The sequence below is a fragment of the Actinoplanes sp. NPDC051475 genome, from assembly GCF_040689425.1.
Classification (GTDB): domain Bacteria; phylum Actinomycetota; class Actinomycetes; order Mycobacteriales; family Micromonosporaceae; genus Actinoplanes.
Genome location: NZ_JBFAZZ010000001.1, coordinates 575444 through 597015, shown reverse-complemented (window position 1 = coordinate 597015; position 21572 = coordinate 575444). Strand labels below are relative to the sequence as shown.

Below are 21572 nucleotides of genomic sequence, written 5' to 3'. Positions count from 1 at the left end.
CCTCCGGGCCTACGGTTTCTAGACCGGAGATTCTCCAGTATCGTCGACTACGATCACACCCCGACCCCAGGAGGCACCGTTGCCGCAGCTGGATGCGACCCCGGACACCACTGCCGGCCAGCCGTACGAATACCGGCGCCGCCCCCTCGCCGAGCCCGACTGGACCCGCTTCCCCGGCTGGCGCGACATCACCACCGCCCAGTGGGAATCCGCCCAGTGGCAGCGCGTCAACTGCGTCAAGAACATCAAGCAGCTGCGCGCCGTCATGGGCGACCTGCTCAACGACGCCTTCTACGACGACCTCGAAGCCGACATGCAGCGCCTCGCCACCATGTCGATGCTCATCCCGCCGCAGATGCTCAACACCATGGTGCCGGACCGCACCCCGGACACGGAGTCGTTCTACGCAGACCCGATCCGGCGCTACATGCTCCCCGTCGCCACCGACCGCCACCTCGACTGGCCGTCACACCCGCACGCCACCCGCGACAGCCTCCACGAGCACGACATGTGGGTCGCCGAAGGCCTCACCCACCGCTATCCCACCAAGGTCCTCGCCGAGCTGCTCAGCACCTGCCCGCAGTACTGCGGCCACTGCACCCGCATGGACCTCGTCGGCAACAGCACCCCCGTCGTCGACAAGCTCAAGCTCTCCCTCAAGCCCGTCGACCGCTACGACGCCCACCTGGCCTACCTCAAGGCCCACCCCGGCGTCCGCGACGTGGTCGTCTCCGGCGGCGACGTCGCCAACGTGCCCTGGAAGCAGCTCGAGACGTACCTCATGGGCCTGCTCTCCGTGCCCACCGTCCGCGACATCCGGCTCGCCACCAAGGCCCTCATGGGCCTGCCCCAGCACTGGCTGCAGCCCGACGTCGTCGAGGGCCTGCACCGCGTCGCCATCACCGCCGAACGGCGCGGCGTCAACCTCGCGGTCCACACCCACGTCAACCACGTCAACTCGCTGACGCCACTGGTCGCCCGCGCCGCTCGTACCCTCATCGAGGTCGGCGTCCGCGACGTCCGCAACCAGGGCGTGCTCATGCGCGGCGTCAACGCCACCAGCACCGACCTGCTCGACCTCTGCTTCGGGCTCCAGGGCGAGGCCGGCATCCTGCCGTACTACTTCTACATGTGCGACATGATCCCCAACGCCGAGCACTGGCGGGTCCCCGTCTGGTACGCCCAGCAGCTCCAGCACGACATCATGGGCTACCTGCCCGGCTACGCCACCCCGCGCATCGTCTGCGACGTCCCCTTCGTCGGCAAGCGCTGGGTGCACATGATCAACGAGTACGACCGCGAGCACGGCATCTCGTACTGGACCAAGAACTACCGCACCTCCATCGAGCGCGAGGACCCGGAAGCCCTCAACAAGCTCTACGCGTACTACGACCCGATCGACACGCTGCCCGAGTCCGGCCAGGACTGGTGGCGCAAGCAGATCGCGGAATGACAGAAGCGGAATGACGAAAGGGCCCCGGGAGTGATCCCGGGGCCCTTTTCCGCTGTACGGCTCAGCTGAACGCGTCGCGCACGTCCTTGCCGGCGTCCTTGACGTGCTCGCCGGCCTGCTTGGCGTGCGCGGAAGTCTCCTGCGCCTGGCCCTCCGCGATGAGCCGCTCGTTGTCGGTGGCGTCGCCGATGCCCTGCTTCGCCTTGCCGGTCAGTTCTTCGGCCTTGTTCTTGGCCTTGTCCGTGAAGCTCATCGTCAACCTCTCATCGACTCGAACCTTGTTTTGTCCTTGTCGGTGAATTCAGTGCCCGAAGGGCTCGTGATTAAAACTCGGTGACTCAGCGACTGGGCGGCCCAGCGCACAACGCGTAGAGCATCCTAGGATCCTGAGATATAGGGGATGGCAGGATGGGCGCATGGTCGACCGCGCCGCGCAAGCCGGCTCCTTCGGACCCGCCGCAGCCACCTATGAGCGTGGGCGGCCCGGATATCCCGCCGAGGCACTCGACTGGCTGTTGCCTCCCGGCGAGCCCCGGGTACTCGATCTCGGCGCCGGCACGGGCAAGCTCACCCGGCAGATCGCCGCCCGCGGCCTGCCCGTCACCGCGGTCGACCCCTCCGAGGGCATGCTGGACGAGCTCCGGCGGGTTCTTCCGGGCGTACCGGCCCACGCCGGGACCGCCGAGGCCCTGCCGCTGCCGGACCAAAGCGTCGACGCCGTCGTGTGCGCCCAGGCGTGGCACTGGGTCGACGTCGCTCGTGCCGTACCCGAAACAGCCCGGGTCCTCTCCCCCGGCGGCCGCCTCGGCCTCATCTGGAACCTGCGCGACGAGACCAGCGACTGGGTCCGGCGCCTCGGCGAGATCCTGCGCTCCCCCGAGGAACCCCGCCGCACCGACGTCGGCGCGCCGTTCGGACCGGTCGAGCACCGCCGCTTCCGCTGGACCCACCGGCTCGGCCTCGGCCGGCTGCTCGACCTCGTGGGCTCCCGCAGCTACGTCATCCTGCTGCCCGAGGACGAACGCCGGGCTCTGCTCGACCGCGTCCGCGAACTCACCGAGACCCACCCCGACCTGGCCGGACGGGACGTCCTCGAGCTCCCGTACGTCACCGAGTGCGCCCGGGCGTCGCTACCGGGCTGACCGCTGCGTCACGCCGTCCAGCCGCGGCGGATGTGCCACTGGTCGTCGTCGCCGTTCGTCGGATCGTCCACCGCGTGCTCGACCGGCTGCATCGTGGTCATCTCGTCGGGACTGATCCGGGGCGGCAGCCGCCGGTAGTCGTCACGGGTCTTCTCCGCCGGCTCGTCCTTCTCCATGGCTCTGAGGCTGGACCCGGCGCACACCCTCTAAGGCATCCTAGGATGAAGCTCCAGGCCCAGCCACCGGGCGAGGTCCGTGATCTGCAGCAGGCCGGGCGGGCGGTCGACACCCACCCGGCCGAGCTGCAGGCCCTCCGGCGCGAGCTGGTCGCGGCCCGCCCGATCGGCCCGGCGGGCGGTGGCAGATCGCCGCCGATGCCGCGGCGTCGGCCCGGCGCTGCGCGAGGCGGCTCGGGGCCGTCCTCGCCGACCGGCCCGACCGCCGCCGGGCGCCCCTTTCGGTGACGGGCCCCCTACCGTGTGATTGACCGGGGTTCGCGGGGTCCGGTTTCGTGGACGCATGAATGCGGAGGGCACACCCGATCCGGAAGCGCGCGGTCGGATCACCGAGGCGCTGCGCCTGAGGTGGCCCCACCTCCCCGCCGCGGTCATCTCCCACCACGTCGCGGAGGCGTTCGCGGCGTTCGGCGACGCGACCGTGCGCGACTTCCTGCCGGTGCTGGTCGAGCGGGAGGTACACCGCCGGCTCTCCTCCGGGGGACGCATCCCTTCGGCACGCTCCGGAAATGACGAGCCGAACCCGTAACGCCCTCTATGGCATCCTAGGAGGCTAGTTCATTCATGGGGCGACGATGCGGGGCGGGCGGTTCTCGTACGGCGTGCTCAGCACCACTGTGGTCCGAGTCGTGACGCTGGCCGCCGTACGGATCTCCTGCAGGAGCCGTTCCAGGTCCGCCGGGCTGGCCACCCGTACCAGAAGCATGTAGAAGTCCTCCCCCGCCACCGAGTAGCAGGAGTCGATCTCGGCCAGGTGCGCCAGCCGCTCCGGTGCGTCGTCGGGCTGCGACGGGTCGAACGGGCGGATCGCCACGAAGGCGGTCAGCGGCAGTTCGAGGGCCTCGTACGAGACCTTGGCCGTGTAGCCGTTGATCACGCCGCGCTGCTCGAGGCGGCGGACGCGCTGATGCACGGCCGACACGCTCAGGCCTACGCGCTCGGCGAGGTCGGTATAGGACAGCCGGCCGTCCGCGGTGAGGGCGCCCACGATCGCCCGGTCGATCTCTTCCACCGCGTCACGATACCGGTCGGGCCGAGGCCGTACCGAATCAGTCGCGGGTGAGGGCGCGCGAGATGACGAGCCGCTGGATCTGGTTGGTGCCCTCGACGATCTGGAGCACCTTCGCCTCGCGGAACCACCGCTCCACCGGATGGTCGCTGACGTAGCCCGCCCCGGCCAGCACCTGCACCGCGTCCGTCGTCACCTTCATCGCGACGTCCGTGGCGAAGAGCTTGGCCTTGGCGGCCTCCGTCGAGTACGGCCGGCCCGCGTCCTTGAGCCGCGCCGCCGCCAGCATCAGCGCGCGCGCCGCCGAGGTCTGCGTCGCCATGTCGGCCAGCATGAACCCGATCCCCTGGAAGGCCGAGATGGGCTTGCCGAACTGCGTGCGTTCCTTCGCGTACGCGCAGGCGTAGTCCAGCGCCGCCTGGGCCAGGCCGACCGCGCACGCCGCGATGCCGAGACGGCCCGAGTCGAGGGCCTGCATGGCGATACGGAAGCCGATACCCTCCTCGCCCACCAGCCGGTCCGCCGGGACCCGGGCCTCCTCGAGGACGATCTGCGCCGGCGCCGACGACCGCAGGCCCATCGTGCGTTCGGGGGTCTGGGGCAGCAGGCCGGGGGTGTCCGCGTCGGCGAGCAGGCACGAGATGCCGGCCGCGCCGGGTCCGCCGGTGCGGCAGAAGATGTTGTAGAAGTCCGCGTGGCCGGCGTGGGTGATCCACGCCTTGGTGCCGGTCACCACGTAGTCGTCGGCGTCGCGCACGGCGCGCGTCGTCAGCGCCGCCGCGTCGCTGCCGCCCTGGGGCTCGGACAGGCAGTACGCACCGAGCAGGTCGCCGCCGAGCATGTCGGGCAGGCTCTTGCGCTGGCGTTCGCTGCCGAACGCCGCCACCGGGAAGCACGCCAGTGTGTGCACGCTGACCGCCTCGGCGATGGCCAGCCAGGACGACGCCAGGATCTCGAGCACCTGGAGGTAGACCTCGTACGGCTGGCCGCTCCCGCCGTCGGCCTCGGGGTAGGGCAGCCCGAGCAGGCCGGCCCGCCCGATGGTCCGCAGCACGTCGCGGGGGAACTCGCCCTGCTGCTCGTGGCGGGCGACCCGCGGGGCGAGCTCGCCCTCGGCGATCTCCCGGGTCAGCCCGAGCAACTCGTACGCGTCTTCGGTGGGAAGGATCCGTTCGACCGTCACGCCCCTGAGCTTAACGGGCGTTAGGTTCTGGCGTCATCTCCGCCCCGCCGACGAGGCAGATCGGCAAAAATCGGTCATGCTGTGCTGGCTGGGCATGCCCTCCTGGCCCTTGCTCCGCTGCGGTGCAGTCGGTCATGCCGATGCCAGGGCGTCGACAAGGCGGCGCGCCGAACCGGCGAGATTCCACCGCTCGGCGAGCGCCAGCAGCGCGTCGGCGTCCTTGGGCGACCGGGGCAGCTCCGGGTCGAACTCGGGCAGCGGCACGTCGAGCGCCACCCGGCACACCGGCAGCGCCGCCGCGAGGTAGTCCTTGGCCGCGGCCAGCTTGGTGCGTACGCCGGGCGCGAATCCCGAGGCCGGGTCGTCGAGGGCCGCGACGATCTGCTCGACGCCCCCGTAGCGGGCGATCAGCCGGGCTGCCGTCTTCTCCCCCACCCCCGGCACGCCGGGCAGGCCGTCGCTGGGGTCGCCGCGCATCGCCGCGAAGTCCGCGTACCACCTGGCCGGGACGCCGTACTTGGCCTGGACCAGCGCGTCGTCGCTGTCCTCCAGCTTGGCCACTCCTCGGCCGCAGTAGAGCAGGCGGGTGCCGCGGGCGTCGTCGACGAGCTGGAACAGGTCCCGGTCGCCGGACACCACCTCGACCGGGCCGGGCTGGGTGGCTGCCAGCGTGCCCAGCACGTCGTCGGCCTCGTAGCCCTTGACGCCGAACGCCGGGATGCCGACCGCCTCGAGCACCTGCAACAGCACCGGGATCTGCTTCTCCAGCGCCGCGGGAACCTCCTCGACGTCGCCGTGCGCAACCCGATGCTTCTTGTACGAAGGCACGAGCGCGACTCGCCACGCCGGCCGCCAGTCGGCGTCCAGGGCGCACACCACGCGTCCCGGGCGGCGGGTGCGGATCAGCTGGGCGAGCATGTCCATGCAGCCCCGGATGGCGTTCACCGGCTCGCCCGCGTCCGTGCGGGCGGCGGACTCGGGGATGCCGTGGAACGCCCGGAAGTACAGGCTCGGGGTGTCGACGGCCAGCAGAGGTCGCATGGCGAAACCCTAATCGGTCTTCGGGAACTTTCCGGCGGCGGCGTGCGACTGTAAGCCCGGCAGTCTTTCTCGACGAAGGTGGTTCGGCGTGCGTAACGGTTTTCGGCTGGCGACGATCAGTGTCCTCGCGGGAATGGGGGTGCTCGCTGTGGCCGGCCCGGCCGCCGCGCACGTCGAGGTCAGTGCCGACAAGACGCAGGCCGGGGCGAGCGACGTGACGCTCACCTTCGCGGGCGAGGCGGAGAGCGAGACGGCTGGCATCAAGAGCGAGCGCGTGGTCCTTCCGGAGGGCATCGCCCCCGACGCCGTGACGCTGGTCAAGGCCCCGGGCGGGTGGACGTTCGCGCGCACCGCCGACGGGTTCACGGTGGGCGGCAAGGCGCTCAAGGTCGGCACCGACGCGGAGTGGGAGGTCAAGGTCGCCAAGCTGCCGGACGGCGAGACCCGGCTGTCCTTCAGGACGCTGGAGACGTACGGCGACGGGAAGGTCTCGCGCTGGATCGAGATCCAGGAGGAGGGCAAGGAGGAGCCCGAGAACCCGGCGCCGCTGGTCACCCTCAAGCCGGGGCCGAAGCCCACGGCCACGACGTCGGCGCCCGCGAGCGCGCCGGCCAGTAGCGCCGCGGCGAGCGCACCGGCCGTCAGTGCGCCGGCGGTCGTGCAGGCCGACCCGGTGTCCGACACGTCCGGCGGTTCGAGCACGTGGTGGATCTGGGTCCTGATCGGCGCGCTCGTCGTGGCGGGCGGCGCGGTCTTCCTGGCCCGGCGCCGCCGCAGCTGATCTGGTACGGGGTCGGCGACGTCTCGCCGACCCCGTACCGTCACCCGATCTCGTACGCCAGGTTGGGCCGCAGCCAGCGCTCGATCTCATCGACCGAGAGGCCGCGCCGGGCCGCGTAGTCCTCGATCTGGTCCTTGCCGAGCCGGCCCACGGTGAAGTACCGCGACTGCGGGTGGGCGAAGATCAGGCCGCTGACCGCCGCCGCGGGGGTCATCGCGTACGACTCCGTGAGGCCGATGCCGAGCTCCTGCGCGCCCAGCAGGTCGAAGAGGTCCTTCTTCTCGCTGTGGTCCGGGCTGGCCGGGTAACCCAGCGCCGGGCGGATGCCGCGGAAGCGCTCGGCGTGCAGGTCCTCCATCTTCGGGTCGGCGTCCGGCTCGAACCACTCGCAGCGCGCCTGCAGGTGCAGGTACTCCGCGAAGGCCTCGGCGAGGCGGTCGGCCAGCGCCTTGACCATGATGGCCCGGTAGTCGTCGTGCTCGGCCTCGTAGCGGGCGGCCAGCTCGTCCGCTCCGTGGATCGCCACGGCGAAGCCGCCGAGGTGGTCCCCCTCCGGCGCGATGTAGTCGGCGAGGCAGCGGTTGGCGCGGCCCTGCGGCTTCTCCGTCTGCTGGCGCAGCATCGGGAAGCGGACGCCGTCCGGCAGCACGATGTCGTCGCCCTCGGCGTGGGCGGGCCAGAACGCGTACGCGCCGCGCGCCCGGAACGAACCGTCCGCGATGATCTTGTCCAGCATGGCGTTGGCGTCGTCGAAGAGCTCGCGGGCGACCGGCTGCTCGAGGATCGCCGGGTACTTGCCCTTGAGCTCCCACGCGAGGAACAGGAACTGCCAATCGATCATGTCGCGCAGCCTGGCAAGGTCCGGCTCGACGGTGCGCACGCCGGTGAAGGCGGGCGTCGGCAGATCAGCGAAGTCGACGACCTCGCGGTTGGCGCGGGCCTGCTCGACGGTGAGCAGCGGCTGGCTGCGCCGGTTGGCGTGCTGCTCGCGCAGCCGCTCCTGCTCGGCGCGGTTGGCCTCGTCCAGGGTCTTGGCGCGACCGGGGTCGAGCAGGTCGGAGACCACGCCGACCACGCGGGAGGCGTCCAGGACGTGCACGGTCGGGCCCTGGTACGCCGGGGCGATCCGCACCGCCGTGTGCTGCCGTGACGTGGTCGCGCCGCCGATGAGCAGCGGCAGGGTCATGCCGCGGCGCTGCATCTCGGCGCCGACCGCCACCATCTCGTCCAGCGACGGCGTGATCAGGCCGGACAGGCCGACCGCATCGGCGTCCTCGGCGATCGCGATGTCCAGGATCTTCGCGGCCGGCACCATCACGCCCAGGTCGATGACCTCGTAGCTGTTGCAGCCCAGCACCACGCCGACGATGTTCTTGCCGATGTCGTGCACGTCGCCCTTGACGGTGGCGAGCACGACCTTGCCCTGGCCGCGCCCGGAGGCCTTGTCCTTCTCCATGAAGGGCTCGAGGTAGGCCACCGAGCGCTTCATGACGCGGGCGCTCTTGACCACCTGCGGCAGGAACATCTTGCCGGAGCCGAAGAGGTCACCGACGACCTTCATGCCGTCCATCAGCGGGCCCTCGATGACGTCGAGCGGGCGGTCGAGCAGCTGACGCGCCTCCTCGGTGTCCTGCTCGACGAAGTCGACGATGCCGTGGATCAGGGCGTGCTGGAGGCGCTCGGAGACCGGGGCCTCGCGCCAGGACAGGTCTACGGTCCGCTTGGTGCCCGAGCCGGTGACGGTCGACGCGAAGGTGACGAGCCGGTCGGTGGCGTCCTCGCGGCGGTCGAAGATGACGTCCTCGACGAGCTCCAGGAGCTCGGCCGGGATGTCCTGGTAGACGGCGAGCTGGCCGGCGTTGACGATGCCCATGTCGAGCCCGGCGCGGACGGCGTAGAACAGGAACGCCGAGTGCATGGCCTCGCGGACCACGTCATTGCCGCGGAACGCGAAGGACAGGTTGGAGATGCCGCCGCTGGTGCGCGCGCCGGGGCAGCGCTCCTTGATCAGCGGGAGCGCGTCGATGAAGGCCTTGGCGTAGCCGTTGTGCTCGGCGATGCCGGTGGCCACCGCGAGCACGTTGGCGTCGAAGATGATGTCCTCGGGCGCGAACCCGGCCTGCTGCACGAGCAGGTCGTACGCGCGTCCGCAGATCGCGACCTTACGCTCGGCGGTGTCGGCCTGGCCCTGCTCGTCGAAGGCCATCACGACCACGCCGGCGCCGTAGTCGCGGATCCTGCGGGCCTGCTCGAGGAACGACTCCTCGCCCTCCTTGAGGCTGATCGAGTTGACCACGCCCTTGCCCTGCACGCACTTGAGTCCGGCCTCGAGCACGCTCCACTTCGAGCTGTCGATCATCACCGGGATCCGGGCCACCTCGGGCTCAGTCGCGATGAGGTTGAGGAACGTGGTCATCGCCCGCTCGCTGTCGAGCAGGTCGGCGTCCATGTTGACGTCCAGCAGGTTCGCGCCGCCGCGTACCTGCTCGGCGGCGACGGCCACCGCGGCCTGATAGTCGTCGGCCTCGATGAGGCGGCGGAACTTGGCCGAGCCGGTGACGTTGGTGCGCTCGCCGATCATCACGAAGCCGGTGTCCGGGCCGATCGCGAACGGCTCGAGGCCGCTGAACCGGGTGGTGCGCTGCGGCTCGGCGACCGTACGCGGGGTGTTGCCGCGCACCGCGCCGGCGATCGCCGCGATGTGTGCCGGGGACGTGCCGCAGCAGCCGCCGACGATGTTGACCAGGCCCTCATCGGCGAACTCGCGGATCAGGCCCGCGGTCTCGGCCGGGGTCTCGTCGTAGCCACCGAACGCGTTGGGCAGGCCGGCGTTCGGGTGGCAGGCGACGTAGGTGCCGGCCAGCCGGGCCAGCTCGGCCACGTGCGGGCGCATCTCGGCCGCGCCCAGCGAGCAGTTCACGCCGACCACGAGCGGCTCGGCCCGCTCGATCGAGCGCCAGAACGCCTCGACGGTCTGCCCGGACAGAGTGCGCCCGGACAGGTCCACGATGGTCACCGAGATCCACAGCGGCAGCTGCGGGGCGACCTCGCGGGCGGCGGCGATGGCGGCCTTGGCGTTCAGCGTGTCGAAGATGGTCTCGATCAGAAGCAGGTCGACGCCGCCCTCGGCCAGTGCGGCGATCTGTTCCGAATACGCCGCCTTGACCTTGTCGAAGGTGGTCGTCCGGTAGGCCGGGTCCTCGACCCGCGGCGACAGCGAGAGGGTCACGTTGAGGGGGCCCACCGACCCGGCGACGAACCTGCCCCCGGCCTCGTCGGCGGCCTGCCGGGCGAGCTGCGCGCCGCGCACGTTCATCTCCCGCACCAGCGACTCGAGGCCGTAGTCGGCCTGGGCGATGCTGGTCGCGGTGAAGGTGTTGGTCGTGGTGATGTCCGCGCCCGCCGCCAGATACTGCCGGTGGACGTCGAGGATGACGTCCGGCCGGGTCAGGTTGAGCAGGTCGGGGTCGCCGGTGACGTCCTTGGGGTGGTCGGCGGCGATGAGCTCGCCGCGGTAGTCGGCCGGGGCGAGCTTCGCGCCCTGCAGCATCGTGCCCCACGCGCCGTCGAGCACCAGGACACGCTCGGCCATCAGCCGGCGCAGCTCTGCCGCCTGGGATGTCGAAGACACAGTGACCACCTCCGCGAAAATCTCGGAGGCGCCCTTGGTCGGTGTGGTTCCAGTCCGAGCGTGGCGGGTGGTCCCCGTCGCAGCGCCCCTCGGCCTGGCGCATAAGAATACCCGAAGGCGGTCGTATCGACCGGCCCGGAGGGCGCCGTCCCGTCAGTTGGACGACGCATCCGGGCACCCGCTGGTCAGGCGCCGCGGGCGAGCAGGGCGCCCATCACCATCACCTTCCGGCGGCGGCTGAGCAGCGGGCTCAGGCCGACCAGCAGGCGGTTGCGGCGGCCGGAGATCACGCTCGGCGGCGGGTCCCGGCGGTCGAGGGTACGCAGCGCCACGTCGACGACCTCGGCGGCGGTCTGCCGCTTCGTGCCCCCGTCCGCCGCGTCGGTGCCCACGACCTCGAAGAACTCCGTGCTGGTAGCGCCCGGGGACAGGGCCAGCACGCGCAGGCCGGTGCCGTGCGACTCCTGCCAGAGCGCCTCGGTGAAACTGAGCACGAACGCCTTGGTGGCGGCGTACACGGCCATGGCCGGGCTGGGCTGGTAGCCGGCGACGCTGGCGACGTTGACGAGCACGCCGGTGCCGGCGGCCCGGAGCGGCTCGATGAAGGCGCGGCTGATGTCGACCAGGGCCGCCACGTCGACGGCGATCTCCTCCGCGAGCCGCTGCGGGTCCTCGCCGTGAAACGGCCCGTAGGTGCCGAACCCGGCGTTGTTGATGACGCTGGTCACGGTCAGGCCGCGCTCGGCCACGGCCGCGGCGAGCTTCTGCCCGGCGCCGGGCAGGCCCAGGTCCAGCGGCACGACGGCGACCGGTACGCCGTAGGCGGCGGTCAGCTCGGCGGCCAGGGCCTCGAGGCGGTCGGCGCGGCGGGCGACGAGCACGAGGCCGGAGCCCCGGGCGGCGAGGCGCCGCGCGAACTCGGCGCCGATGCCGGAGCTCGCGCCGGTGATCAGGGTGGTCTGGCGGCGGTAGTCCACGGGAGTCATGCCTTCACTGTACGTCGCTTGTGGCACTCAGTGTCAACCGTGTCGTCGAGTGATACTGTGCCCGGCATGGCTGACGAACGACCCTTGATGGTCTTTCTGCACGGCTGGCCGGAACGCGGGCTGGTGTGGCGCGCCCAGGTCGAGTACTTCACCGCGGCCGGGTTCGAGTGCATCGCCCCCGACCTGCGCGGATACGGCGACGCCGAGGTGCCGGACGACCCCGCGGCGTACGCGGTGGAGCACGTCGTCGAGGACCTGGTGCGCCTGCACGACTCGCTCGGCGGCCGCCCGGCGGTGTGGGTCGGGCACGACTGGGGCAGCCCGGTCGCCTGGTCGCTCGCCGCGCATCACCCCGAGCGCTGTCGGGCCGTCGCGAGCCTCTGCGTGCCGTACCTGCCGGAGGGGTTCACGCTGGCCCATCTGCTGCCGCTGGTGGACCGCGAGGTCTATCCCGAGGACCGGTTCCCGTACGGCCAGTGGGACTACTACCGCTTCTACGAGGAGCACTTCGACCAGGCCGTCGCCGACTTCGAGGCGGACGTCCCGGCGACGGTCTCGCTACTGTTCCGCCGCAGCCGCCCCGAGGTCGTGGGGAAGCCGGCCCGCAGCGCCGGCGTACGCGCCAACGGCGGCTGGTTCGGCGACGCACACCACGCCCCCACCCTGCCGCGCGACCGCTCGATGCTCAGCGACGCCGACCACGCCGAGATCGTCGCCGGCCTCTCCGCACACGGGTTCCGGGGACCCTGCTCCTGGTATCTCAACGACGAGGCCAACCGGGCCTACGCCGCCCGGGCCGCGGACCAGCTGCGCATGCCGGTGCTGTTCGTCCACGCGGCGTGGGACACGATCTGTGAGACCCGGCACAGCCGCCTGGCCGAGCCGATGCGGGCCGCCTGCGCCGACCTGACCGAGGTCACGATCGACGCCGGCCACGAGGTGATGCTGGAACGCCCGGCCGAGGTGAACGACGCAATCGGTAACTGGCTGGCCACTCTCAAGCTGGTTCCTCCGGGCGGCGCCTCCTCCTCCTAACGGGCCGATCTCCCGCCCGCCCCGGGCCCCGTTCTGCGAAACCCCAGCTCAGCGGGGAGGATGCAGCGGTACGCCGATCTTGGGGGGACACGGACATGGAGATCCATCATTTCGAGCACGGGTGGGTCACACCGGCCGTCAGCTACGCGCTGTCGGTGCTCGGTTCGCTGCTCGGGCTGATCTGCGCGACCCGGCTGCGCGCCGCCCGTACCGGCGGGGGCCGGGCCTGGTGGCTGACGCTCTCGGCGATCGCCATCGGCGGCACCGGCATCTGGACCATGCACTTCGTCGCGATGCTCGGCTTCGACGTGGTCGGCACCCCGATCCGGTACGACGCCGCCCTGACCGCCGCCAGCGCGCTGCTGGCGATCGCGGCGGTCGGCGCCGGGATGATGATCGTCTTCGGCGGCGAGCGGGCCCGCCTCCTGCGCATCGTCGCGGGCGGGGTGCTCGCCGGGCTGGGCGTGGCCGCGATGCACTACATGGGCATGTACGCCCTGCACCTCAACGGAGAGATCGGGTACGACCGGACCAGGGTGATCGCCTCGGTGGTGATCGCGGTCGTGGCGGCCACGGTCGCGCTCTGGCTGACCGTCACCGTGCAGAAGCCGGTCGTGATCTTCGGCGCCGCCCTGATCATGGGCATCGCCGTCAACGGCATGCACTTCACCGGCATGGCCGCGATCTCCGTACGCCCCGACCCCGCGGGCACCGTCCCGTCGGGCGCCACGGCCACCGCGATGCTCGCCCCCATCGGCCTGGCGGTGATCTTCGGCGTCCTCGGCCTGATGTACGCGCTGATGGCCGCCCCGACCGACGAGGACCGGGCCGCGGCGGCATACCTCGCCGCCCGGCTGGAGCAGGGCGAACCCGCGCAAGCCCCGGCCACCGCCCCGGAGGCGCCGCAGCAGCGCGGGTCGGCGCTGGGTGGGGCGACGTGGACGTACCGGGACCGCTCATCGCGCCAGTGACCGGTCGCTCAGGAAGCGCAGGTATTCCTCGCGGTCCAGCGGGTTGCCGTCCAGGCGGGGGCGGACGGGCGCCGGCCCGCGCACCGGGCGGTCCCGGCCGGGCCGCGTCCACCATGCACCCTCGCCGTGGGTCAGGCCGGGCAGCGCCCGTGTGACCTCCTGCGCCGACCGGGCCGGCACCTGACCCGCCACGATCCAGGACGGGCCGCGCTGCCCGGATCCGGAGATCTCCGCGCCCAGGCCGGTCAGCCGGCCGAGCACCGCGCCGAGCGTGTCGCCGGGCACCTCCGCCTCGAACGCCTGGCAGGGCTCGTGCACCCTGGTGCCGGCGTCGCGCAGCGCCCGCAGCAGCACGATCGGCGTCAGCCCGCGGAAGTCGGCGGTGGTCGAGATCGGTGACTTCCACCCGGCGCGGGTCACCGTCACCGTGCAGTCGAGCACCTCCCAGCCGTACAGGCCCTGCTCGAGGGTCGCGCGGACGGCGTCCTCGGTGGCCGTGTGGAACGCCCGCGGCAGCGCGCCCCACTCGACGTCGCGGACGTAGCGCAGGCCCGAGCCGGCCGGTCCCGGCTCGACCCGCAGGCCGACCGTCGCCCAGAAGTCGCTGCCCCCGTGCTTGTCGAACGCCGTCTCGGCGTGACCGGTGCCGCACAGCCGCTCGACGAACACCGGCCGGACGTCGCCGAACAGCGCCTCGACACCGAACTCCCGGAGCAGCCGCTCGGCGATCACCTCGCGCTGCACCGCCCCGTACAGCAGGAGGGAGGTCCGCCCGTCGCCGGCCGGACGCGTACGGATCAGCGGGTCCTCGTCGGCGAGGGCGGCCAGCGCGGCGTGCAGGCGGGCCTCCTGGCCGGGGTGGGCCGGCCGGACCACGGACTCGAGGCCGGGCGGCGAGAACTGTGCCGCGGCGACCGGGCCGGGGTCGCCGAGCCGATCACCGACGCGGACGCCGTCCAGGCCGCGCACCCTGCCGATGCCGCCCGCCCGCAGGACGTCCCCGCCGCCGGCGACGGTCAGGCCGGTCACCCTTCCGCTGACGCCGCCGCCGGGCCGGGTGAGCCGCAGCCGCCGGCGCTCGCGCACCTCGCCGGCGAAGAGCCGCAGCCACGCGGCCCGCTCGCCGGTCGGCGACCGATCGACGGCGAAGACGAACCCGCGCGGCCCGCCGTCGGTGGGGCGCTGCGGCCGCAGCAGCGTGGCCAGGCCGTGGGCGAGGTCACCGACGCCCTCCCCGGTCAGCGCGGAGCCGAAGAAGAGCGGATGCAGCCGGCCGGCGGCGGTCTCCTCCGCGATGTGCGGACCCAGCTCGTGCAGGGACGCCTCGGGCGAGGTCGCCGCGCCCGGGGTGCCGGCGGCCCGGACGGTGTTCATCGCCACGACGTCCACGCCGAGCTTCGTCCGCACGTCGGCGACGAGGCCGCCGGTCCGTGCCCCCGGCCGGTCGATCTTGTTGGCGAACAGCAGCGTGGGCAGCCCGCACCGGCGCAGGCTGCGCACCAGCACCCGGGTCTGGGCCTGCACGCCCTCGACGGCGGAGACCACGAGCACCGCCGCGTCGAGCACCGCCAGTGCCCGCTCCACCTCGGCGATGAAGTCCGGGTGCCCGGGTGTGTCGATGAGGTTGACGCGCAGCGCGCCGAGCCGGAACGAGGCGACCGCGGAGCGGATGGTGATGCCGCGCTCGCGTTCCAGCTCGCCGCTGTCGGTGCGGGTGGTGCCCGCGTCGACGCTGCCGAGCGTGGCGATGGCCTCGTGGGCGAAGAGCAGGCGTTCGGTGAGACTGGTCTTACCGGCGTCGACGTGTGCCAGGACGCCGAGATTCAGCGTACGGAAGGACAAGGAGATCCTCGGAGGACGAGAGCGGACTGGTCAGCCGGAGCGTGCCGAGGTCTCGCATGTCGTCTCCCGGGTCAGAGGTCGTCGTCCGGCCGACCGTACGACGGGGACCGCGCGGTCGCCACTAGATTTCCGGGGATGACATCCGGACTGACGCGGCGGCTGGGCACGACGGACGCGGTGGTGGTGGGCCTCGGCGCGATGATCGGGGCCGGGGTGTTCGCCGCGTTCGCCCCCGCCGCGGCCGCCGCCGGTTCGTGGCTGCCGCTCGCGCTGGCGATCGCGGGAGTGGTCGCGTACTGCAATGCGATCTCCTCGGCGCGGCTGGCCGCGCTCTATCCGTCGTCCGGCGGCACCTATGTGTACGGCCGCAAGCGCCTCGGCGACCTCTGGGGCTTCCTGGCCGGCTGGGGGTTCGTGGTGGGCAAGACCGCCTCCTGCGCGGCGATGGCGCTCACCTTCGGCGCGTACGTGGCACCGGGCCACGAGAAGGTGCTCGCGGTGCTGGCCGTCGCCGCGCTGACCTTCCTCAACCTGGCCGGGGTCCAGAAGTCGATGACGGCCGCCCGGGTCATCGTCGCGGTGGTGATCGCCGTGCTGCTCGCCGTCGTGGCCGCCGGGCTGACCGCCGGCGCACGACCGAGCGGCGGCGCGGTGCCGGCCGACGCGTGGGGCGTGCTGCGAGGCGCCGGGCTGCTGTTCTTCGCCTTCGCCGGGTACGCGCGCATCGCCACGCTGGGCGAGGAGGTACGGGACCCGCAACGCACGATCCCCCGCGCGATCCCGCTCGCCCTCGGCGTCACGCTCGTGCTGTACGCCCTGGTCGCGGCCGCCGTGCTCGGAGTCCTCGGCCCGGCACGGCTGGCCACCTCGGCGGCGCCGCTCGCGGACACGGTCACCGCGGCCGGCGCGGCGTGGCTGACCGGCGTCGTCCGGGTGGGCGCGGCTCTCGCCGCCCTGGGGGCCCTGCTGGCGCTGATCCTGGGCGTGTCCCGGACGACCTTCGCCATGGCGCGCGAGCGGCACCTGCCCGGCGTGCTGGACGCGGTCGGCGCCCGGCACGGGGTGCCGCACCGGGCGGAGGTGGCGGTCGGCGCGGCGGTGGCGGCCCTGGTCGTGCTGGTGGACCTGCGCGGGGCGATCGGCTTCTCGTCGTTCGGCGTGCTGGTCTACTACGCGGTCGCGAACGCCTCCGCCCTGACCCTGCGGCGCGACGAGGGCGCACCGCCGCGGCCGCTGCCCGTGCTGGGCCTGGCCGGGTGCCTGCTGCTGGCGGCGACCCTGCCGCGCCCCTCGGTGCTGGCCGGCCTCGCCGTGTTCGCCGTGGGCGCGCTGGTGTGGCAGGCGGGCCGCCGGTCACGGGAGTCCCGCGACCGGCGGCAGCAGGGTTAGGGGCGCGGAGGGGTACGGGTGGCGGGGATGTAGCCGTATCCCAGCTGCTGCACCATGTACGTGTTCGCGTCGCGGAACTCCAGGCGCAGCGTCGGCGCGAGGGTGCCGCCGTAGACGGGTGCCTGCTCCCCCGGCTGCGTGAAGATGGTGTCGATGAAGCTCTCCACGAGCAGGTTCGGCATCACGTAGTGCGAGTACTGCTGCAGGCGCTGGCTCGCCGGGTTGCCGAGCACCAGGGCGCTGCCGTTGAGCGGCCGGTAGTCGCCGCGCACCGTCCGCGACACGAAGCCGTAGACGCCGTCGGGCCCGGTCAGCCCGGGGGCGTACGTGAAGGTGTGGCTGATGGTGAACAGGTAGACCTGCCCGCGGTGGAACACCAGGTGCGGCCGTTCGGTCTGCTGATTGACACAGTTGGCGGACAGCACCGGCGGCAGCAACCGGAAGGTACGCAGGTTCGCGCTGGTCGCCTCGGCGAGGCCGATGTTGCCGGTGTAGAACCGGGAGTCGGCCGGGACTGTGTGCCCGGGCGGCAGCGGGCCGAGGTCGCGCGAGGTGCACCGGTAGTCGCCCGCCACGCCGCCGGTGTTGCCCTCGAACAGGACGTAGACGCGGCCGTCGGCGGGGTTGCGGAAGGCGAACGGGTCGCGGAAGGCATAGATGATCGGGCCGGCCTGCGACTGCTGGAGAGTCTGGTACATCCGCCCGTCCGGCTCAGCGATGATCTTGTGGTCGCGGAAGCCGGTGAACCACACCCGGCTCGCGTCCGCGTGGATGCGCCCGCTCGCGGTCGCCAGGCGCTGCAGCGGGTCGTTGGGGTCGACGCCGCCGTTGTCGTGGCCGGAGGCGGTGTAGAAGGTCTGGACCTGGTCGCGTCCCTTGAGGACCGTCGACCCGGCCCACTCCCGGGAACCGAGGGAATAGCCGGGCGGGAACAGCGGTCCGCCGTAGGTCCACGTGCGAGCGTCGCGCGAGTAGAAGTAGCCGATCCGGGCCTGCCAGTGCCGGTCGCCGAAGAAGATGTTCCGGGGCGCGGTGAGCGAGAAGATGACGTGCCAGCCCCGGTACGTCACCACGTCGGTGGTCAGGTCGGTCAGCGGCCAGGTGTCCCAGATCCAGACCTGGTCCGTCATGACCGGGAAAATCGCGGGGATGAGCGGGCTGGTGTTGGTGGCGTCGGGGCGGACCTTCAGGGCGTCGGCGCGGCTCCAGACCGCGGTGTAGGTGCCCTGCGGGCTGAATCGGTCGGCGCCGGTCGCCGCCTGCGGGCCCGCGGATGCGGGAACGCCCAGCAGGCCGAGCGTGGCGACGAGGACGACGGTGGCCAGCGCGGGCCGGACCCGGTGCGGGGTTCGATGGTCGGTGAACATTCGTACCCTCCTCCGTCTTGTGTCAACTCGATTCAGCACCGGTGCCACGAAGACGGTAAGGTCGGGCAGGAATTCCATCACCATCAATGCGTTGGGTCGATATGTCTGACCGGTGGAACCGGTCAGCGCACGCTGACGCCCTGGATCAGGCAGCTGCCGTCGAAGACGTTGACCCCGAACAGACCGGCGGCGTAGGCGCCGTCCGTGGCGCTGATGACCGGCGCCGCCCGCCCGTCGAGGAACACCTCGAGACGATCGCCGCTCGCCACCACCCGCAGGTGATAGGTGCGGCCGGGCACGATCGCCGTCTCGAAGGTGGCGATGTCCCGGCCGGGGCGCCACAGCTTGACGTAGCCGTCGGTGTCGATGTTCGCGGTGTAGTGGCCGGTGGCGCCGGGCGTGGCCCGGAAGGTCAGTCCCGCGGCCCGGCCGGAGACCACCCGCAGGTCGGCCTCGTAGGTGAAGTCGGCGCCGCTGCGCGCCGACAGATAGAACCCGTCACCGGTACGGCGGCCCGCCACGCCGGCGCCGGGCGCGGTCCAGGCACCGGCCGCCGGAGCCCAGGCGCCGCCCACGTTCTGCTGCCAGCCCGCGGCGCCGGTCTCGGGGTTCTGCAGCACCGCGCCGCCCTGGAACACGTTGAGGCCGAACGGGCCCGCGGCGTACGCGTCGTCGACGGCGTCGATCAGCGGCGTGGCGGCGTGGTCCAGGTAGCCCCGCAACCGGGAGCCCTCGGCCACGACGCGCAGATGGTGGAACCTGCCGCGGGACACCGGCGCCGGGACCGACGCGATGTCGCGCCCCGGCCGCCACAGCTTCATGACCCCGGCCCCGGCGTCCACGTTGAGGGTGTAGTGGCCGCGGAAGGTCAGCCCCGCCGCGACGGCGGTGTCCAGCCGGACGTCGCCCTCGTACGTGAAGTCGGTGCCGGTGCCCGCGCCGAGGTAGAAACCGTCCCCGGGCGCCTCGCCCCGCTTGCCGTCGGCGGTGTCGCTCCAGGTTCCCCCGGCGCCGTGCCACGGCCCGGCGACGTCACTGTGCAGGGTCGGCTCCCCGCTCCCCCACGCGGGACGCAGCGGGGTCAGCCGCAGCGAGACGAGCCGTACGCTCCCGCCCTCGGCGTAGGCGCCCAGGCCGTACGCGCCGGGGTCGAAGGCGACCGTACGCGTCACCGACAGCCGCCCGTCGTTGCCGAAGATCTCGAGCTGGCCCCGGTCGACGATCATGCGCACCCGGATCCGGCCGGCGATCGGGGCGAGTGCGGCGCCGTCCAGCGTCCCGGCCGCCCGGTCGTACGTGACGTCGCGGGTGGACGTACCGTCGGGCCGGATCCCGAGCCGGAACCCGAAGCGGGCGGCCGTGGCGGCCGCGGTGTCGAATTCGGCCGTCAGCTCGTACGCGTCGGCCGACGCACCGCGCAGCGGGTCGCCGGAGCCGTCAGGGGTCACCGTCCGGTCCGACCACGAGGTGGCGGCACCGCGCAGCGAGTCGATCTCGGGGACAGGCGTACGGGTCACGCGCAGGCCGTCCGGATACGTCCGCAGTCCGAGCTCGACCGGGAAGGTGGCGCTGCCGGTCCACACGCTGCCGTGGTTGCCCGGCATCCACGCCATCTGCACGGTCCGGCCGCCGGGCAGGTTGCTGAACGTGAGCCCGGCGTAGAAGCTGCCGTCGAAGCGGTTGTCGCCCTCGTCCATCCGCTTCGGCCGGGGATCGTCGGCGGTGAACGTGGTGCCGTCGAAGGAGCCGACGACGTACTCGCCGCTCGCGTCGTTGAGGACCCATCGGGTGGCGCCGGTGCCGTCCGCGCGCAGCGGGAACATGTCGGGGCACTCGAAGAGCCAGTCCGCCGCGTACCGGCTGGCGAAGGTCCAGGTGAGCAGGTCGGGCGAGGTGTAGAAGTGTGCGGCGTTGCCGCCCGCGCCGGACCAGACCACCATCACCCAGCGGCGGGCCGGTTCGTACCGGAACACCTTCGGGTCGCGGCTCTCGGCCGGCATGGTGATGACCTTGCGGCCGTGGTCGTACGCCTGGAAGGTCTCCCCGCCGTCGTTGCTGTACGCGACGCTCACCCCGTCGGTGCCGGTGAAGACGACGATCGGGGCGCGCTCACCGGTGCGCAGTCCGGACGTGTTCGCGTTGTCCACCACGCCGCCGCCGGAGAAGAGGTTGCCGGGGTGCACGCCGGGCTCGAGGGCGATCGGCCGCTGGGTCCAGTGCACCAGGTCCGGGCTGACGGCGTGCCCCCAGTGCATCGTGTCCCACTGCAGGCCGTGCGGGTTGTGCTGGAAGAACAGGTGGTACACGCCGTCGGCGTAGAGCGGCGCGTTCACGTCGTTCATCCAGCCGCCCGCCGGGCTGAAGTGCACCTGCCCGCGGTGCGGCTCGGCGTAGGCGGTCGGGGCGTACGGGAACTCGGGGTAGTCGCCGGCGGCACCGGCGGACGCGGGGGCGCCGGGGGCGACAACGGCGACCGTGACGAGCAGGACCAGGGCGAGCAGGCCGTGACCGCGCATGCGGGGATCCCTTCGCCGTCTTTCCGGCAGTTTCCCCATATCACCATCTGTCGATGGCTCGACACAACGTTCATCGGATTCTCATGCTGCTCTGGTCTCATGGCCCGAATGACCAGTCCTCGTATCCTCGTCGTCGACGACCAGCCGGCCGTCGTCGACATGCTCTCCACGGTGCTGAGCTTCCACGGCTTCGCGGTGGACACCGCCGGAACCGCCGCCCAGGCCGTCGAGAAAGCCACCGAACACCGGCCCGACCTGCTGCTGATGGACGTCATGCTGCCCGACGGCGACGGCATGGACGTGTGCCGGCGGCTGCGGGCCGGCGGCTCCGGCGCGGGCGTGGTGTACCTGACCGCCCGCGACACCCGGGCCGACCTGGTGGCCGGGCTCGCCTACGGCGGCGACGACTGGATCACCAAGCCGATCGACCTGGGCGTGCTGCTGCCCCGGGTCCGCGCCCTCTTGCACCGGACCACCCGGGTCCTGCGGCACGCCGACGTCGAGCTCGATCAGGACACCCTGGAGGTGCGCCGCGCCGGCGAGCCGGTCGAGCTCTGCACCGCCGAGGCGCACCTGCTGCGCCACTTCCTGCAGAACCCCCGCCGGGTCCTGCCCCGGGTGGAGCTCCTGGAGGTCGTGCAGGGGCACGGCGGCACCGGTTCCGACACGGTGGACGCGTACGTCGGCTCCCTGCGGCGCCGGCTCGAGGAGCTCGGGCCGCCCCTGATCGTGACCCACCGCGGCTTCGGTTACGCCCTCCGCGCCGCCCTCCCCTGAGCGCTCACCGACGCCGGTCCGAGCAGGGATCCCCCTGGACCGTGTCCGGGGGAGCCACTCCCTGGACACCGCACCGCCCCCGGCGGCAGGGGCGCCGGCGGCTGAAAGATCTTGCGGAGCCGGAAACGTCGTGCATCGACCGTGGTCGTTGAATATCACCACTCCGTCAGCACAGGAGCACTTTTAGCTTTCTTAATCGTTTAAGAACAGCGC

General features: G+C 72.1%; 19 protein-coding genes and 1 riboswitch. Of the genes, 9 read left to right on the top strand and 10 right to left on the bottom strand.

Annotation, left to right across the window (positions count from 1 at the left end; all coding sequences use genetic code 11):
* The first annotated feature begins 79 nt into the window (after positions 1 to 79).
* Positions 80 to 1453 carry a lysine 2,3-aminomutase gene (locus AB0368_RS02660; RefSeq protein ID WP_366152003.1) on the top strand — a complete coding sequence of 458 codons (1374 nt, stop codon included), beginning with the start codon at positions 80 to 82 and terminating at the stop codon, positions 1451 to 1453.
* Positions 1454 to 1514: 61 nt separating this feature from the next.
* Here AB0368_RS02660 and AB0368_RS02655 read toward each other — a convergent pair whose 3' ends face one another.
* The gene (locus tag AB0368_RS02655; protein WP_366152002.1) at positions 1515 to 1706 is read right to left on the bottom strand and encodes a CsbD family protein; all 192 of its coding nucleotides are present in this window, start codon (positions 1704 to 1706) and stop codon (positions 1515 to 1517) included.
* A 163-nt stretch (positions 1707 to 1869) separates the two neighbouring features.
* On the opposite strand from AB0368_RS02655, the gene AB0368_RS02650 reads away from it, so the two are divergent.
* Positions 1870 to 2595: a class I SAM-dependent methyltransferase gene (locus AB0368_RS02650; RefSeq protein ID WP_366152001.1), complete on the top strand. Its 726-nt coding sequence runs from the start codon at positions 1870 to 1872 to the stop codon at positions 2593 to 2595.
* A gap of 8 nt (positions 2596 to 2603) precedes the next feature.
* Here AB0368_RS02650 and AB0368_RS02645 read toward each other — a convergent pair whose 3' ends face one another.
* On the bottom strand, positions 2604 to 2771 hold the full coding sequence (locus tag AB0368_RS02645) for a hypothetical protein (RefSeq protein WP_366151999.1): 168 nt from the start codon (positions 2769 to 2771) through the stop codon (positions 2604 to 2606).
* Positions 2772 to 2816: 45 nt separating this feature from the next.
* Here AB0368_RS02645 and AB0368_RS02640 point away from each other — a divergent pair, with 45 nt between their 5' ends.
* Entirely contained in the window at positions 2817 to 3059 is a 243-nt protein-coding gene (locus AB0368_RS02640) for a hypothetical protein (protein WP_366151998.1), read from the top strand.
* A gap of 55 nt (positions 3060 to 3114) precedes the next feature.
* Complete coding sequence (locus AB0368_RS02635; RefSeq protein WP_366151997.1) at positions 3115 to 3360, top strand: three-helix bundle dimerization domain-containing protein; 246 nt, start codon at positions 3115 to 3117, stop codon at positions 3358 to 3360.
* A gap of 33 nt (positions 3361 to 3393) precedes the next feature.
* Here the strand turns inward: AB0368_RS02635 and AB0368_RS02630 are convergent, their stop codons facing one another.
* From AB0368_RS02630 to AB0368_RS02620, 3 genes are all read right to left on the bottom strand, one after another.
* Positions 3394 to 3843, bottom strand: a complete 450-nt coding sequence (locus AB0368_RS02630; RefSeq protein ID WP_366151996.1) for an Lrp/AsnC family transcriptional regulator — start codon at positions 3841 to 3843, stop codon at positions 3394 to 3396.
* Between the two features lie 37 nt (positions 3844 to 3880).
* Positions 3881 to 5023, bottom strand: a complete 1143-nt coding sequence (locus tag AB0368_RS02625; RefSeq protein WP_366151995.1) for an acyl-CoA dehydrogenase family protein — start codon at positions 5021 to 5023, stop codon at positions 3881 to 3883.
* 132 nt (positions 5024 to 5155) lie between these two features.
* Entirely contained in the window at positions 5156 to 6064 is a 909-nt protein-coding gene (locus tag AB0368_RS02620; RefSeq protein WP_366151994.1) for a 5'-3' exonuclease, read from the bottom strand.
* 88 nt (positions 6065 to 6152) lie between these two features.
* On the opposite strand from AB0368_RS02620, the gene AB0368_RS02615 reads away from it, so the two are divergent.
* Positions 6153 to 6845, top strand: a complete 693-nt coding sequence (locus AB0368_RS02615; protein WP_366151993.1) for a DUF1775 domain-containing protein — start codon at positions 6153 to 6155, stop codon at positions 6843 to 6845.
* 40 nt (positions 6846 to 6885) lie between these two features.
* Here the strand turns inward: AB0368_RS02615 and metH are convergent, their stop codons facing one another.
* Both metH and AB0368_RS02605 read right to left on the bottom strand, forming a co-directional pair.
* Complete coding sequence (gene metH, locus AB0368_RS02610) at positions 6886 to 10476, bottom strand: methionine synthase (protein WP_366151992.1); 3591 nt, start codon at positions 10474 to 10476, stop codon at positions 6886 to 6888.
* Positions 10477 to 10495: 19 nt separating this feature from the next.
* A riboswitch (S-adenosyl-L-homocysteine riboswitch) is annotated at positions 10496 to 10573 on the bottom strand.
* An 88-nt stretch (positions 10574 to 10661) separates the two neighbouring features.
* Positions 10662 to 11462 carry an SDR family NAD(P)-dependent oxidoreductase gene (locus tag AB0368_RS02605; protein ID WP_366151991.1) on the bottom strand — a complete coding sequence of 267 codons (801 nt, stop codon included), beginning with the start codon at positions 11460 to 11462 and terminating at the stop codon, positions 10662 to 10664.
* A gap of 66 nt (positions 11463 to 11528) precedes the next feature.
* On the opposite strand from AB0368_RS02605, the gene AB0368_RS02600 reads away from it, so the two are divergent.
* Positions 11529 to 12497 carry an alpha/beta hydrolase gene (locus tag AB0368_RS02600; RefSeq protein ID WP_366151990.1) on the top strand — a complete coding sequence of 323 codons (969 nt, stop codon included), beginning with the start codon at positions 11529 to 11531 and terminating at the stop codon, positions 12495 to 12497.
* Positions 12498 to 12592: 95 nt separating this feature from the next.
* Complete coding sequence (locus AB0368_RS02595) at positions 12593 to 13468, top strand: MHYT domain-containing protein (protein ID WP_366151989.1); 876 nt, start codon at positions 12593 to 12595, stop codon at positions 13466 to 13468.
* Here AB0368_RS02595 and AB0368_RS02590 read toward each other — a convergent pair.
* Entirely contained in the window at positions 13454 to 15310 is a 1857-nt protein-coding gene (locus AB0368_RS02590) for a translation factor GTPase family protein (protein WP_366151988.1), read from the bottom strand. The genes AB0368_RS02595 and AB0368_RS02590 overlap by 15 nt on opposite strands.
* Positions 15311 to 15445: 135 nt before the next feature.
* On the opposite strand from AB0368_RS02590, the gene AB0368_RS02585 reads away from it, so the two are divergent.
* Positions 15446 to 16699: an APC family permease gene (locus AB0368_RS02585; RefSeq protein WP_366151987.1), complete on the top strand. Its 1254-nt coding sequence runs from the start codon at positions 15446 to 15448 to the stop codon at positions 16697 to 16699.
* Here AB0368_RS02585 and AB0368_RS02580 read toward each other — a convergent pair.
* Both AB0368_RS02580 and AB0368_RS02575 read right to left on the bottom strand, forming a co-directional pair.
* Positions 16696 to 18066, bottom strand: a complete 1371-nt coding sequence (locus AB0368_RS02580) for a glycoside hydrolase family 68 protein (RefSeq protein WP_366151986.1) — start codon at positions 18064 to 18066, stop codon at positions 16696 to 16698. The genes AB0368_RS02585 and AB0368_RS02580 overlap by 4 nt on opposite strands.
* A gap of 122 nt (positions 18067 to 18188) precedes the next feature.
* Complete coding sequence (locus AB0368_RS02575) at positions 18189 to 20582, bottom strand: glycoside hydrolase family 32 protein (RefSeq protein WP_366151985.1); 2394 nt, start codon at positions 20580 to 20582, stop codon at positions 18189 to 18191.
* Positions 20583 to 20690: 108 nt separating this feature from the next.
* Between AB0368_RS02575 and AB0368_RS02570 the strand changes: the two genes are divergently transcribed.
* Positions 20691 to 21359, top strand: a complete 669-nt coding sequence (locus tag AB0368_RS02570; protein ID WP_366151984.1) for a response regulator transcription factor — start codon at positions 20691 to 20693, stop codon at positions 21357 to 21359.
* Positions 21360 to 21572: the final 213 nt, after the last annotated feature.